Raw genomic sequence first — 14,451 nt, forward strand, 5'->3', positions numbered from 1 at the left:
ATGAAAAAAATAAAAGGATTACGCTGGTGGGTTATAGGTTTAATTGCTTTAGCTACCGTAATTAATTATATCGATAGACAGTCACTTAGTGTATTGTGGCCAGATATTGCTGAAGAATTATATCCAGATAAGTCCACAGACGAACGAAAAGACATCTACGGTTGGATTTCATCAATTTTCTTATTTTCTTACGCTTTTGGTCAGGCGATTTTCGGAAAGATTTTTGACAAAATAGGAACACGATTAGGTTTTGCAATTTCTATAGGTTTCTGGTCTTTTGCAACTGCATTACACGCATTAGCAAAGGGTTTTCTTAGTTTTTCAATCTTTAGATCTATATTAGGTATTGCTGAAGCAGGAAATTGGCCAGGTGCCGCAAAAGGAAACGCGGAGTGGTTTCCTACTAAGGAACGTGCTTTTGCTCAAGGAATTTTCAACTCAGGAGCCGCCATTGGAGGTATCATATCAATTCCTGCAATTGCTTTTATGACCATTCATTTTAGCTGGCAAACGATATTCATAATCATTGGACTTATGGGATTACTATGGTTAATCCCTTGGATGTTAATTGTGAAAGCTCCTCCTGGAAAACACCCTTGGCTTACTGAAGAAGAAAGAAACTATATTCTTGACAAATCAAACAACGCAGGTCAAGATGTAGAGAACAACGAACTCGATGAATACAACCCAGAAACGGGTAAAATGCTATCTCATAAAGAGAGCTGGGGAGTAATGCTTGCATCTGCAGCAATCGACCCGATTTGGTGGTTGTTTGTATTCTGGATTCCTATCTATTTATCAGAAGTATATGGTATGGATGTTAAAGCCATTGGAATCTATGGCTGGGTACCCTATGTTGGAGCAATGATTGGTGCTTGGTTTGGAGGGCTTCTAGCTCAAAATCGTATTAAATCAGGTTGGAATATTAATAAAACCAGAAAGTTTGTTATCACCTTAGGCTGCTTAATTATGTTGCCATGTTTCTATTTACTGACTGATCCTGGAAGTCCAGTTAATGCAGTAATAATTATGGCAATTATTCTTTTTGGATTCCAAACGGCTATTGGTAATATACAAACATTACCGAGTGATTTATTTGGAAAAAAGACAGTTGGAACACTAGCTGGTCTATCTGGAATGTCGGCAAAGTTTGCCGGAGTAGGTCTTACCGCATTAGTCTCTACATTAACAGCTGGAGGAAATTACACACCCGCATTTATAGTAGGTGCCGTTTTGACCTTAATAGTATTAGCAAGCGTATGGGTTTTATGTGGTAAAATCCAACCACTAAAATCCAACCACTAAAAGCCAACCAATAAATAGTAAATAGACATAAAATTAATCAACTATCAATAATTTATAATTAATAAAAAGAAAAAATGAGTTTAAAAGGAAAAATAGCAATTATAACTGGCGCCACTGGCGGTATTGGTTTCGCAGTTGCACAAAGATTAGGTAGCGATGGATATACTGTAATCTTAAACGGCATCGAGGATGATAAAGGAGCCAAAAGAGTAGAAGAGCTTGCAGCGCAAGGAATAACTGCTGAGTATTATGGATTCGACGTTACAAATGAAGAAGCAGTCACTTCAAACATCGAAGCTATTGGAGAAAAATACGGCAAAATTGACCTACTAGTAAATAATGCTGGTGGATTAGGTGGTAGATCTAGATTTGAGGGAATGACAACAGAATTTTATAGATCTGTAATGGCCTTAAACCTTGATTCAACTTTTTTTGCTTCTAGAGCCGCTATTCCTTATCTAAAAAAAGGAAATAATGCTTCTATTATTAACTATACATCTAATGCAGGATGGACAGCTGGAGGCCCTGGAGCTGGAATTTACGGAACATCAAAAGCTGCAGTTAATGCTATAACCAGAGCATTGGCTAAGGACCTTGCAGAATATAGTATTAGAGTTAATGCAGTATCTCCCGGTACCATCGACACTCCATTTCATGCGCAAATTAAATCTACGAAACCTGAAGTTTTTGCATCGTGGAAAAACAACATTATGTTAGGAAGGTTAGGACAACCAGAAGATGTTGCTTCTGTTGTTTCTTTCTTAGCAAGTGATGATGCTGCTTTTATAACTGCTGAAACTATTCAGATTGGTGGTGGACAAGCATTAGGTATTTAATTATAAAGAAGAACATAAAATGAAAAAAGTAGTAACCTTTGGAGAAGTTTTAATGCGTATTGCTCCTTTAGGGAACAAAAAATTAAAACAATCTAACCAATTAGAATACTACTTTGGTGGAACCGAAGCGAACGTAGCAATATCACTCGCTCAATTCGGTAACAATACACAACATATAACAGCAGTATCCAACGATTTTGTTGGTGATGCAGTAAAGAGCTACTTGCAGAAACTGGGAGTAGATACTGGTTTGATTATTGACTCGCGTCATCCTCTGGGATTATATTTCCTGGAGGTTGGTGCAGTCATGCGATCAAGTACTATAGCGTATAATAGGTCTAATTCCGCTTTTTGTAATATTAACCCTGATGAAATTAATTGGGAAAAAGCTCTAGAAAATTGTGATTGGTTCCACTGGACAGGTATTACCCCTGCTCTATCCCTTAATGCTTTTGAAGCATTAAAACAGGGATTAGAAATTGCTAATAAAAAAGGAATTACAATATCCGCAGATCCGGCATACAGAAGTGGCCTATGGAATTATGGTCATAAAGCAAAAGATGTGCTTAACGAATTGGTAGGGTTGTCTAATATTTTTATCGGGGGGCCAAATGAAATTAATGAGCTGCTAGCTACTAATTACTCCTTTAACAACGATGATTTCACCCAAGCAAGTAAACTTCTTATACAGAAATATTCTAATATCAAAGGAGTCTTTGATAAGACAAGAGTTTCTCTTAATGCGAGTTGGCATAAGATAAAAGCTAGAATGTGGAATGGTGAAGAGTTTTCAGAAACCAATGAATTAGAAATAACTCACGTTGTCGATCGAATTGGAACGGGCGATGCTTATGCTGCAGGATTAATTCAAGGTCTCTTGTATTATGATGATGTAAAAGCATTACAATTTGCAAACGCATCTTGTGCTTTAAAGCATACTATAGAAGGAGATGCTAATCTAGTAACAGAAGCTGATGTATTAAACATCATTGATGGTAACATATCAGGACGAATAAAAAGATAACATGGCACAATATACACGAATTGAAGTTGCGCAAATAATGGGAAACACAGGTGTTGTTCCCCTATTCTATCATAAAGATATTGATATAGTAAAAAAAGTAATAAAAGCTAGTTATGATGGAGGTGCCAGGGTATTCGAATTCACTAATAGAAGTGATCATGCGCAAGACATATTTACTGAAATATCAAAGTGGATTGAAAGTGAGCTACCCGGTATGATTTTAGGAATTGGATCTGTCGTTGATCCGGGTACAGCATCATTATTTATACAAAAAGGAGCTAATTTTATAGTTTCACCTATTCTAAACCCAGAAATAGCGAAAGTTTGTAATCGTAGAAAAATTGCGTGGCTTCCAGGCTGTGCAACACTTACAGAAATAAATTATGCTGAGGAGCTAGGAGCAGAAATAGTAAAAATATTTCCTGCAGCCCAAATTGGAGGAGCTGATTTTGTAAAAAGTATAAAAGCTCCTTGCCCATGGACTAGTATTATGCCAAGCGGAGGGGTGACTCCAGAAGAAAATAATTTGGTCGCTTGGTTTAATGCAGGCGTGCACTGCGTAGGAATGGGATCCAAGCTTATTGTAAAAAATAAAAATGGAAACTTTGATTACAATAAAATTACCGAATTGACTAAGAGATCAATCAAGATTGTTAAAGATTTAGAAAAATAACAATGATAAAATTACTTTTTCTACACATACTTATCTAAAGGCTTGCCATCAATGACAAATTGTTAACAAATCAATTGAATCACATGATTTTCAATAAAAATTGTGTTAAATAAAAATAAATCTATATATTTGGTTAACCAATTTGGTTGACCAAATATAAATTTCACTCATTTATCAAAATAGGACCACTATGAAAAATTTTCTACTTATCTGTATAATGTTTACAATGAGCTTCGCATTTGCTCAAATTCCTTCGGGATCTGGGGTATATCTTAACAAACTAATTGTTAGCCCTAATGGAGATGATCTTACCAATGAATATATTGAGATCAGAGGTACTCCCGATGCTGTGATACCAACTGACTTATATCTAATCAATGTTGAAGGAGATGGAGAAGGAGACAGAAATGATTTCGGTCAAGTCGGTGAAGTTATTCAGCTAGGTGATGGAACAAGAACTTTTGGCTCTAATGGTTTTTTAGCAATTGTTTCTAATTTTACTGATGAAAACACAATGACTGTGACTACTAACCCATATACCGCTGTAATTGACCCTGATACTACAATCATTACGATTGAATTGATAGGCGACGATGTTACTGGTAGTTCTAGTAGCGATGTATCCTCGTTTAGTCCAGATATAGGTTATGATGGTAATTTTGAAGATTGGAGTGCAAGTTATATGTTAGTTCAGGCTCCTTCTAGCCCAGGAGGTGTTGATATAGATGCTGATGATGATGGAAATATAGACGCAACAGGAGATCATACTGCATGGACTAGATACGATTCAGTTTCGTTTTTAGATGAAGATGATTTACTTGGTAACGTTGATCCTAATGATGGTACTGATTTTGGGGAGTTCGGTTATGGCCAAATAATTGTCGTTAGAGATGCTACTGAGAATGCAGGATTATTTTTCACAGATACTGGAGCAACTGTAATAGAAAATACAGGTAGCAATGTGCATTTTTGGGGTAGACAAGGAACTTCAACAGGTTTTTCTGCATCCGATTGGATAGCTGCATCATTTGATGGAACAGGTCCTAATTGGGAATTCTCAAGTAATACTGCAAGAGTATCTCCTGCTGATTTTGCAGGTTATATTATTCCTGACGAAATATATGGAGCTTTAAACCCTACAGCTACTTTATTATCTATAACAGAACAAGAATTAACGGATGATTTTTCTTTTTACCCTAATCCAACCAATAATGTAATCAACATAAATTCTAAAAGTGATATTATTTCATCCATTGAAGTTATAGATATAACTGGTAAAATATTAATTCAAAAAAACAGTAACCTAGATATTATTGATTTAACTGCTTTCTCTACTGGGTTATACTATATGAATATATATGGTGAGGGAGCTAAGATTACACAAGCTATAGTTAAAAAGTAAAATTATTATTTCTTTAACAGTTTGATTTTAATTTGAGTTTAGATGATATCCTTGCATATATTTGCAAGGATATCACTATTAAAACACATAATCTAAAACATGATAAATATGAGACATTTTACTATAATTTCTGTTTTGTTTATAAGTTTTGGTATTCAAGCTCAGGTAACATTAGATGCGAATGGCCCTGGTAATACCTATGAGTTGATTAATAGTGTCCTTGCTCCTACCAGCGGTGATGTTATTGAAGCACCCGGAATTACAGGTAGCACCTGTGATAATCATTCTACATATTCTGGTACAGATGGAAACCGTCATATAGATGAGATATTCAATGCGGACTTAGGAATTAATGTATTCAGGTTTATTATGCACGTCAATGAAGATATTGATCGTGATAAATGTTCTACTACAGATCGACAACGTAATGAAATAAAAACATATGCTCCTTCTCCCGATAATCTTAAAGGAGTGATAGGAGAAACTGTAGAATATAAATGGAAATTTAAAATAGATGCAAACTTTCAACCTTCTGGAAGTTTTACTCATTTTCATCAATTAAAATCTGTTGGAGCAGATTCTGCAGAAGAAAGTCAGCCATTAATTACTTTAACTGCCAGAAAAGCAAGTCCGGATCGATTAGAATTAAGATATGCGCCCACTACTTCGCAATCTACACTTACTACAGTAGATCTTTCTCTATTAAAAGGAAATTGGGTGGAAGTTCTTGAAACAGTTACCTATGGTGAGACTGGAAATGCTTTATACAATATTATTATTTCCAATATAGATACAGGAGCAGAAATCTTGAACTATTCTTCATCTGAACTAAGAATGTGGAAAACGAATGCAGATTTCATAAGACCAAAATGGGGGATATATAGAAGTTTAAATTCTTCTTCCGATTTAAAAAATGAAGAAGTGCTATATGCTAACTTTTCTATAACCGAAAACCCTATACTATCAGTTCCGACAATGTCAGAAAAAGAACTATTTGATGTATTTCCAAATCCCACGAAAGCAGTAATAAATTTTAATTTTTTCGAGAATACAAATAGCTACGCAATAGCTATTCTCAATGGATCAGGAAAAATTGTAAAAAAATCAAAAGAACTAAAAACCACTGATCAATTAGACATCAGTAATCTTTCTAATGGAATCTATTTTATAAAAATTATTGATCAACAAACCAACACCTTTTCCATAAAGAAAATTATAAAAATAGATTAAAAGTTAGTTCAAGAAAACAACCTCTTATGAAATTAGTAATTATACTATTTGTTCTTTTGACATATATATCTCCTTATGCTCAAGTTTCACTTACTGCAGATGGCCCGGGAAATACCTATGAGCTTATTACTTCTAAGTTAGCTCCAGGATATAATCCCATAGAAGCGCCAGGAATGACGAAAAAAGACTGTGACAACCATCTTAATTATGGTAAACACATTAGCGAAATTTATGATGATGAACTTGCTAAGAATGTTTTCAAATTTGTCATCCATCTTAAAGAAGACAATGACCGTTGCAAAACTTTTGATAGACAACGTAACGAAATAAAAAGTTACAAATCATCCCCAGATAACCTTAAAGCTACGATTGGAGAGACGGTAGAATATAAATGGAAATTCAAACTAGATAAAAACTTTAAGCCATCTAAAAACTTTACGCACCTCCATCAATTGAAATCTGTAGGAGAAACCGAAAAAGCAAAACCTATTATCACCCTCACGGCCAGAAAAGGGAGTGTTGATAAATTAGAGCTTAGACATTCTAGCGGAAAAAATCAAAATACACTTAAAAAAGTAGATTTGGATTTATTAAGAGGTAATTGGGTAATAGTTACAGAAAAAGTTACTTATGGAAACATAGGTAAAACTTCTTACGATATAAACATAACCAATGTAAAAACAGGAAATATAATTTTGGAATACCAGAGTGCTAACCTACAAATATGGAGTGCAGGTGCCGAATTTGTTAGGCCAAAATGGGGAATCTATAGAAGTCTAAAAAACTCATCTAATCTAAGAGATGAAGAAGTATTATTTGCTGACTTTTCTATCACAGAAAATTAATAATTTTCTAAAGATCAAAGACTCTACTTAAATTAAATCCAAAGAAAAAATCACCATCTCCCCAATCTCCAGATCCTTGACCTAAGAAACCATTTTCAAACATAGGCTGTGCGTTTGTAAAATGCACCTGAAATACATGCCCTCCTGTTTCTATATCAAAACCAATAGACAATGGATTCTTAAAAGTCGAACTGTTGCTTCTATTAAGGTGATATCCATAATCTACATTAAGACTAAAACGTTTTGTTAATTTATAGCGACCTCCTACTCCCATAATAAACTGAGAATTATCCTGATCATCGAACCTAACAAAATTTTCATGTAAATAAGACGGTGCTAACTCTAATGACAATCTTTTACTAACTTTTTTAGAAATCAAAATTTGAGATACATAAGATAATCTATTATTAAATTCTAATTTAGGCAATTGATCCTTTTCCAAACCTGTATTAATAGTTATTAGATTATATCCAACAATGGTAAAAGGAAATCCTCCTTTTTTCTGTCTTACTAATCTATATTTAATATGCCCCCCATACGTTTTCTGGAATGAACTACGCGCAAATCCAACATTTAGTCCATCAGTTATACCATAAATAAATTTAAGTTGAGTAACAGCCTGATCCAACCCGAAGAGATCATCAATACCATTTTCTACACTCCCGAAACGGTGAGCAACTACAAAAAATAAGTTTCGTTTATTAACCAATTTTGTGGATTCAAAATTTACAACCTTAAGTCCTTTAAAGGTAGATGTAACATAATTATCTTCTTGAACATCTGACTCTAACTCATTTAATAAATCATCCTGGGCAAGTGTAATGTATGGTAGTAAAAATAGAATAAATAAGAGTTTTCTCATGAAAGCGATTTTAAAATACTGATAAAAAGAAATTATTTAATAATTGATGCTTGATCTAACTTAACCACTTCTAGAAGTTCATCATAACCTATGCATCTTCCCTTTATGGTATACTTTTTTGATTGTAAACTAGATGGAGCAATATTGTGATCATTATCAAAAGTACAATATGCAGCATCATTAAGCATTAAAGAATTAGCTTCTATTTCTGTTACTTCACCTTTAACAATAATTGTCTTATTCAAGTACTTTTTAGAAGTTATATCTGGGGTCTCTGAAAATTCTCTTGCTAAATCAGTTGCATCAACCGTAAATTCAGCCTTTTCCTCCTGAATATCTCTATGAGATTGATATATATATTTATATCCAACAAAAGCTGCAATTCCCAAAATTAAAATTGCTATGAGTAGTTTTTTCATTGTGTATATTACATTTAAACTTGTTTTAAAAGTATGAAAATTATCCACCTAATGAAACTTATTTTTGCATATCACCTAAATTTGATCTAATTTCTACCATTCAAAATTAAAATTCAAAAAGGAATTTATGAAAGTATATTTTTTTAAATTTTTGATTCTTTGCTTAGTTACAGTAAGTATAAGTTGTGAAAATGATAGTGAAAATGATTTAGTAGATGTGACACAACCCGTTACACTTGTTACCTATCAGAACAATGTAAAAGCTATTATTGATAGTAATTGTACTTCTTGTCATAATGACCCTCCAATTAATTTTGCTCCTATGCCACTTCTAACCTTTGATCAAGTAAAAGAAGCAATAGATAATAGAAGGTTGCTTGATAGAGTTTCTTCAGAAGACACTAATTTTTTAATGCCTTCAGGAGGTCCTAGACTACCACAAGCCACCATTGATATTATTTTACAATGGAATACCGATGGATTATTAGAACAATAAAAACTATTATACCATGAAAAACCTCTTATTATTTTTACTAGTATTTGTTTCAGGATCTCTCTTGGCACAAGGAAAATTTATTACCAAGAAAGGCTCTATTAGTTTTGAAGCTTCTGTACCTTCTTTTGAAGAAGTAAAAGCAAAAAACACAACTGTAACCGCTATTCTTAATACAGATAATGGAGAGTTTGCTGCGTTAGCCTTAATTAAAGGTTTTAGATTTAAGAATGCTTTGATGGAAGAACACTTTAATGAGAACTATATTGAATCTGACGAGTACCCTAAAGCTACTTTTAAGGGTAAACTTGTAGACTTTGACAATAGTAATATTCAAAATGAATATACCATTAAAGGAACATTATCATTACATGGAAAAGCAAAGGAGATTGAAGCAAAAGGCATTGTCAAAAAAGATAGCGATGGTACAATTTCTATTACTTCAACTTTTATAACGAAACCAGAAGAATTTGATATTAAGATTCCGAGTATTGTTAGCAAAAAGATAGCGAATGATATTTCTGTTTCATTAAATTTTATTTTAAAAAAGAAGTAGTTTTAATTATTTCATTTTTTTCAACTTTAAATATTCCTTTTTTAAATTTAATTTTTCCTCTTTAATAGGTTTTAGTTGAATATATAAGTATAACCAAGTTTATTAGTGGTAATAAACCCAGAATGTTAATTCATTCAAAATTTATCTAAGTATTAACTGTATATCCAATCAACACCCATGTAATTATCTATAAAATCAATATATTTAGATTCCAGCACAATAATTATTAGTTAAATAAACATAATATTATTTTTTTAGTATGATGTTCTAATTAAAACTCAACTCTAAGTGAAGTCTCTTAAAACCTTGTTATATTTTTCTATTTTTAAATATCCTCTTTCGGCCGAAGAGATTTATTTATTTTCGGCAGCCTCCGATGAAAGTGAGATCAAAAGTGAATTAGAATATCTCAAAAAAAAAGGAGTTATTTCTTATGATAACAGTTATTATTTTCTTGACGGAAACTCGCAATCAGTTTCTAGACGTATAGAAGGTAATAAAATGGCCAAATCGGTCATGGAAAAAGCAATAAAAAAAGGTGTTTTAATTGCTAAGTTTCCCTATGTAAAAGCTGTTGGTATTTCTGGAGCTTTGTCAAAAAATTATCACGATAAAGATGGTGATGTTGATTTTTTTGTAATTACAAAATCAGAACGCTTATGGGTAGCCAGAACTTTATTAATGATCTACAAAAAAATATTCTTATTCAATTCGAGAAAGTTCTTTTGCGTCAATTACTTTATAGCAGAAAATTCATTGGAAATATCTGAAAAGAACATATTTACAGCAACTGAATTATTGACACTAATTCCGGTTTCTGGTGATTTTACTAATTTTTATAATCAAAATCAATGGGTTTCTAACTTTTTACCCAATCTAGAAATAGGCAAATCTTCTATTAAGAGTTTAAAAAACAAGCCTCTGATAACAAATTTTGTAGAATTAATATTAAATACTAAAATTGGAAATGGTTTAGAGGATCTTTTTTTAAAGATGACAGTTAAAAAATGGAATACTAAATTTAAAACTTTACCTAAAAATGATTTTGATATCGCAATGAAATCGACAGATGGTGTATCTAAACATCACCCCAGAAATTTCCAAAAAAAGGTTATTGACAAGCTAAATAAAAGATACAATGAATTTCAATCAAAGTATAATATAGAATTAGAAAAAGAGCATGCTTGATATTTTATTTTCACATTCTTATTACTACCCTTTAGACTCTAAACAATGGAAGAATCAAACTCCTTATCCTCCGTTAGGAACCATCTATGCAGCCTCTTTAATGAGGAAAAAGGGTTTTACAGTTGATCTTTTTGACACCAATCTAAGAGATAACCCATATGATATTGAAAAAGAGATCATCGAAAAGAAACCAAAATTTCTAGTATTATATGATGATGGTTTTAATTATTTGACCAAAATGTGTCTCACCACTATGCGCGAAGCCGCTTTTGAGATGATGAGAATTGGAAAAAGCCACAATTGTATTATAATAATTAATAGTTCTGACGCTACAGATCATTATCCAAAATATTTATACAATGGTGCAGATTATATTATTCAAGGAGAAGGAGAAATCACGCTGTTAGAACTGATATCCGCACTAAAAAATAAACAATCTGTCGAAAAAATAAAAGGAGTTGTTTATGTAAAAGAGGAAAAAACGATTACCAATCCTAAACGAGAGGTTTTAAAAAATCTAGATGAATTACCAATGCCTGCTTGGGATCTTGTAAACATTAATTCTTATAAAAAAGTATGGACCAATGGCGGAAAAGAGTTTACTCTAAATCTTGCTACTACCAGAGGTTGCCCGTTTAAATGTAATTGGTGTGCAAAACCAATCTATGGGAATCGATATAATACACATTCTCCAGCATATATTGTAAAACATATACAGTATTTACAGAAAACCTTTAGTGTTGAACGCTTTTGGATGTGCGACGATATTTTTGGTTTAACTCCAGGATGGGTACAGGATTTTAATCTAGAACTAAAAAGCACAAATACTACATTAAAATATTATATACAAAGTAGAGTTGATTTATTATTAAAAGAAGACACCATCAATGCACTTGCAGAATCTGGATTACAAGAAGTTTGGGTTGGAGCAGAAAGTGGTTCTCAATCCATACTTGATGCTATGGATAAAGGAACCAAAGTAGAAGAAATATACAATGCAACATTATTATTAAAAGAAAAAAATATACGAGTAGCATTTTTTATTCAATTTGGTTATCTGGGTGAGACTAAAAAAGATATTTCAAAAACTATAAAAATGATAAAAGAGTTAGTACCTGATGATCTAGGTATATCTGTATCTTACCCGCTTCCTGGCACTAAATTCTATGACAAAGTCAAAGATGATCTCCGATTTAAAGCAAATTGGACAGACTCGGATGATTTAGCTATGATGTTTAAGAGTACCTATAATTCTAAATATTACAAAAAACTACATCGTTATGTACATAAAGAATATAGAAAAAGTCAGGGATTACAATTCTTAAAGGATACGCTCAAGAAACCCTCCAAAGTTTCTAAGAATGCACTAAAAAGAATATCTTATTTATTATACTATTTCCCAAGTGCATATGTAGATGCACAAATTTTAAAAAGAATGGAGCATCTTAATGAATGAAAATTTTGACATAGCGGCAATAACCTATGATACTAGTTTTACTCATAGCAAAATTGGTAAACTCCAAAGAAACTTGGTATACGATCATTTAATAAAAACACTTCCGAACAATCAAAAATTAGATATTTTAGAAATTAATTGTGGTACAGGTCATGATGCCATATGGTTAGCTGACCGAGGTCATCATGTTATCGCAACCGATATATCATCAGAAATGATTTCGATTGCTCGATCAAAACAACAGAATAAAAATAATGACATAGAATTCCAGCAATTAGACATAAATAAATTAGAAGCTTTTAGTCCTGAAAGTTCTTTTGATTTGATATTTTCGGATTTTGGAGGATTAAATTGTCTTTCTCATAATCAATTAACTCAGTTTTTTATCACAGCGTATAAAAAGTTAAAACCAAACGGCCAAATCATCGGAGTTATTATGCCTAAGCACTGTATTATGGAAAATAGTTATTTCATAATAAAAGGAGATTTAAAAAAAGCCTTCAGAAGAAATACTAATAATGTCGTAATCGCTAATGTAGATGGAACTGATGTCACTACTTGGTATTATGATCCTAAAAACATAAAAAAAATAGCTAAAAACGTATTCGCTGTAGATAAAGTAAGTCCTATTGGATTTTGTATTCCCCCCTCCTATTTAGAGCCATTTTTTAAAAATAAATTAGGACTTTTAGAAATTTTAAAAAAACTCGATACATTGTTTAATCGTTTTTCATTTCTATCAAAATATAGTGATCACTATCTAATCTCTCTATTTAAAAAATGAGCATTGTTCTTACCCATGCATATTATCTCAGTACTGATCCTAAAGAGCAAAGGATTATGAAGCCCTACCCTCCTTTAGGACAACTTTATATTTCAGGATATCTAAATGAACACGGATTAGAAAATTATGTTTTTGACACCACCTTTAGCTCTAAAAACGAACAATTAAGTTTTATAGCATCCAAAAAACCAGATGTAGTAGCTATATATACGAATCTAATGACTAAAGTAGAAGTCATTAAACTTATTAAAATTCTTAAAACAGAAGCTACTTATGGTTTTCCCAAAATAGTACTAGGTGGTCCTGATGTAACCTATAATATTGAAAATTACTTAAGATCTGGCGCTCAATATATCGTAATTGGCGAAGGAGAAGAAACTTTATATGAACTCCATCAAGCAATTAAAATCAAAACTGATATATGCGCGGTTTCTGGAATTGCATATTTAGATAATGACAAAGTAGTAAAAACTACTGCCAGAATAAAAATGAAAGACCTATCTGTGCTTCCACTTCCTAATAGAGAAGCTATCGATATGCAAAAATATCTTGATACTTGGAAAAACAATCATGGTCAAAGCTCTATGACCATTAGTACGCAGCGTGGTTGCCCTTACACCTGTAAATGGTGTAGTACAGCAGTTTATGGACAGAGCTATAGAAGAAGGCCTGCCAACCTTGTAGCTCAAGAATTAGCAATGCTTAAAAGAGAATATAACCCTGATACTATTTGGTTTGTAGATGATGTGTTTACGGTAAGTCATAAATGGTTAGCAGAATTTCATAAAGAAGTGATACAACAAGATGCCGTGATCCCTTTTGAATGTATTACAAGAGCAGAACGATTAAACGATGAAGTTTTGCAACAATTAAAAGAGGCTGGTTGTTATCGAATATGGATCGGTGCAGAAAGTGGTTCACAAAAAATAGTGGATGCAATGGATCGAAGAGTTAAGGTAGAAACAGTTAGAGAAGCTATTCAGAAAACAAATCAACTAGGTATCGAAACCGGAACTTTTATTATGGTTGGATATCCTGGTGAAGATGAAAAAGATATTGCAGAAACCATACATCATCTAAAAGTGGCAAATCCTACTCATTTTACAATCACCGTTGCGTATCCTATTAAAGGTACTTCTCTATATAATGAAATTGAAAATAATATTACCATACAACCGGATTGGCATACCTCAACAGATAGAGACATTGATTTTAAAAGAACCTATCATCGTAAATTCTACGATTTTGCCGTAAGAAGAATAGTTAACGAAGTAAATTACTTTAAAAACAGAAATAACATAACAGAAAAATTAAAATTAAAAGTGAAATCGATCGCCGCTTTGCTATTGATGAAATATTATAAGTTAAGATAAGTTCG

Annotated in this window: 15 protein-coding genes; 13 read left to right on the top strand and 2 right to left on the bottom strand. The window is 32.5% G+C overall.

The annotated features are described in order from the left end of the window. The 7 genes from Q0921_RS10415 (at window position 1) to Q0921_RS10445 (ending at window position 7,315) form a co-directional block, all read left to right on the top strand. Complete coding sequence (locus Q0921_RS10415; protein WP_299256489.1) at window positions 1-1,305, top strand: MFS transporter; 1,305 nt, start codon at window positions 1-3, stop codon at window positions 1,303-1,305. A gap of 74 nt (window positions 1,306-1,379) precedes the next feature. Beyond that, window positions 1,380-2,141 carry an SDR family NAD(P)-dependent oxidoreductase gene (locus Q0921_RS10420; protein ID WP_299256491.1) on the top strand — a complete coding sequence of 254 codons (762 nt, stop codon included), beginning with the start codon at window positions 1,380-1,382 and terminating at the stop codon, window positions 2,139-2,141. 19 nt (window positions 2,142-2,160) lie between these two features. After that, window positions 2,161-3,165, top strand: coding sequence for a sugar kinase (locus tag Q0921_RS10425; RefSeq protein WP_299256493.1), 1,005 nt, complete (start codon window positions 2,161-2,163; stop codon window positions 3,163-3,165). A gap of 1 nt (window position 3,166) precedes the next feature. Continuing rightward, window positions 3,167-3,838, top strand: a complete 672-nt coding sequence (locus Q0921_RS10430) for a bifunctional 4-hydroxy-2-oxoglutarate aldolase/2-dehydro-3-deoxy-phosphogluconate aldolase (RefSeq protein ID WP_299256495.1) — start codon at window positions 3,167-3,169, stop codon at window positions 3,836-3,838. Window positions 3,839-4,028: 190 nt separating this feature from the next. Further along, window positions 4,029-5,240, top strand: coding sequence for a T9SS type A sorting domain-containing protein (locus tag Q0921_RS10435; protein WP_299256497.1), 1,212 nt, complete (start codon window positions 4,029-4,031; stop codon window positions 5,238-5,240). 108 nt (window positions 5,241-5,348) lie between these two features. Continuing rightward, complete coding sequence (locus tag Q0921_RS10440; RefSeq protein WP_299256499.1) at window positions 5,349-6,470, top strand: T9SS type A sorting domain-containing protein; 1,122 nt, start codon at window positions 5,349-5,351, stop codon at window positions 6,468-6,470. Between the two features lie 26 nt (window positions 6,471-6,496). Next, the gene (locus Q0921_RS10445; protein WP_299256501.1) at window positions 6,497-7,315 is read left to right on the top strand and encodes a heparin lyase I family protein; all 819 of its coding nucleotides are present in this window, start codon (window positions 6,497-6,499) and stop codon (window positions 7,313-7,315) included. A gap of 7 nt (window positions 7,316-7,322) precedes the next feature. On the opposite strand, the gene Q0921_RS10450 is transcribed toward Q0921_RS10445, so the two are convergent. Further along, window positions 7,323-8,177, bottom strand: coding sequence for a DUF5777 family beta-barrel protein (locus Q0921_RS10450; protein ID WP_299256503.1), 855 nt, complete (start codon window positions 8,175-8,177; stop codon window positions 7,323-7,325). 32 nt (window positions 8,178-8,209) lie between these two features. Further along, window positions 8,210-8,596, bottom strand: a complete 387-nt coding sequence (locus Q0921_RS10455) for a hypothetical protein (RefSeq protein WP_299256505.1) — start codon at window positions 8,594-8,596, stop codon at window positions 8,210-8,212. A gap of 127 nt (window positions 8,597-8,723) precedes the next feature. Between Q0921_RS10455 and Q0921_RS10460 the strand changes: the two genes are divergently transcribed. The 6 genes from Q0921_RS10460 (at window position 8,724) to Q0921_RS10485 (ending at window position 14,446) form a co-directional block, all read left to right on the top strand. Continuing rightward, window positions 8,724-9,092, top strand: a complete 369-nt coding sequence (locus Q0921_RS10460) for a hypothetical protein (protein WP_299256507.1) — start codon at window positions 8,724-8,726, stop codon at window positions 9,090-9,092. A 13-nt stretch (window positions 9,093-9,105) separates the two neighbouring features. After that, the gene (locus Q0921_RS10465; protein ID WP_299256509.1) at window positions 9,106-9,645 is read left to right on the top strand and encodes a YceI family protein; all 540 of its coding nucleotides are present in this window, start codon (window positions 9,106-9,108) and stop codon (window positions 9,643-9,645) included. Window positions 9,646-9,933: 288 nt separating this feature from the next. After that, window positions 9,934-10,833, top strand: a complete 900-nt coding sequence (locus Q0921_RS10470; RefSeq protein WP_299256511.1) for a nucleotidyltransferase domain-containing protein — start codon at window positions 9,934-9,936, stop codon at window positions 10,831-10,833. Beyond that, the gene (locus Q0921_RS10475) at window positions 10,826-12,289 is read left to right on the top strand and encodes a radical SAM protein (RefSeq protein WP_299256513.1); all 1,464 of its coding nucleotides are present in this window, start codon (window positions 10,826-10,828) and stop codon (window positions 12,287-12,289) included. Before Q0921_RS10470 ends, Q0921_RS10475 begins: the two co-directional genes overlap by 8 nt. Then, window positions 12,282-13,073, top strand: coding sequence for a class I SAM-dependent methyltransferase (locus tag Q0921_RS10480; RefSeq protein WP_299256515.1), 792 nt, complete (start codon window positions 12,282-12,284; stop codon window positions 13,071-13,073). The genes Q0921_RS10475 and Q0921_RS10480 overlap by 8 nt, the downstream gene beginning before the upstream one ends. Next, window positions 13,070-14,446, top strand: coding sequence for a radical SAM protein (locus tag Q0921_RS10485; RefSeq protein WP_299256518.1), 1,377 nt, complete (start codon window positions 13,070-13,072; stop codon window positions 14,444-14,446). Before Q0921_RS10480 ends, Q0921_RS10485 begins: the two co-directional genes overlap by 4 nt. Window positions 14,447-14,451: the final 5 nt, after the last annotated feature.

Origin of the sequence: uncultured Aquimarina sp. (genome assembly GCF_947496855.1) — a bacterium.
Taxonomy (GTDB): domain Bacteria; phylum Bacteroidota; class Bacteroidia; order Flavobacteriales; family Flavobacteriaceae; genus Aquimarina.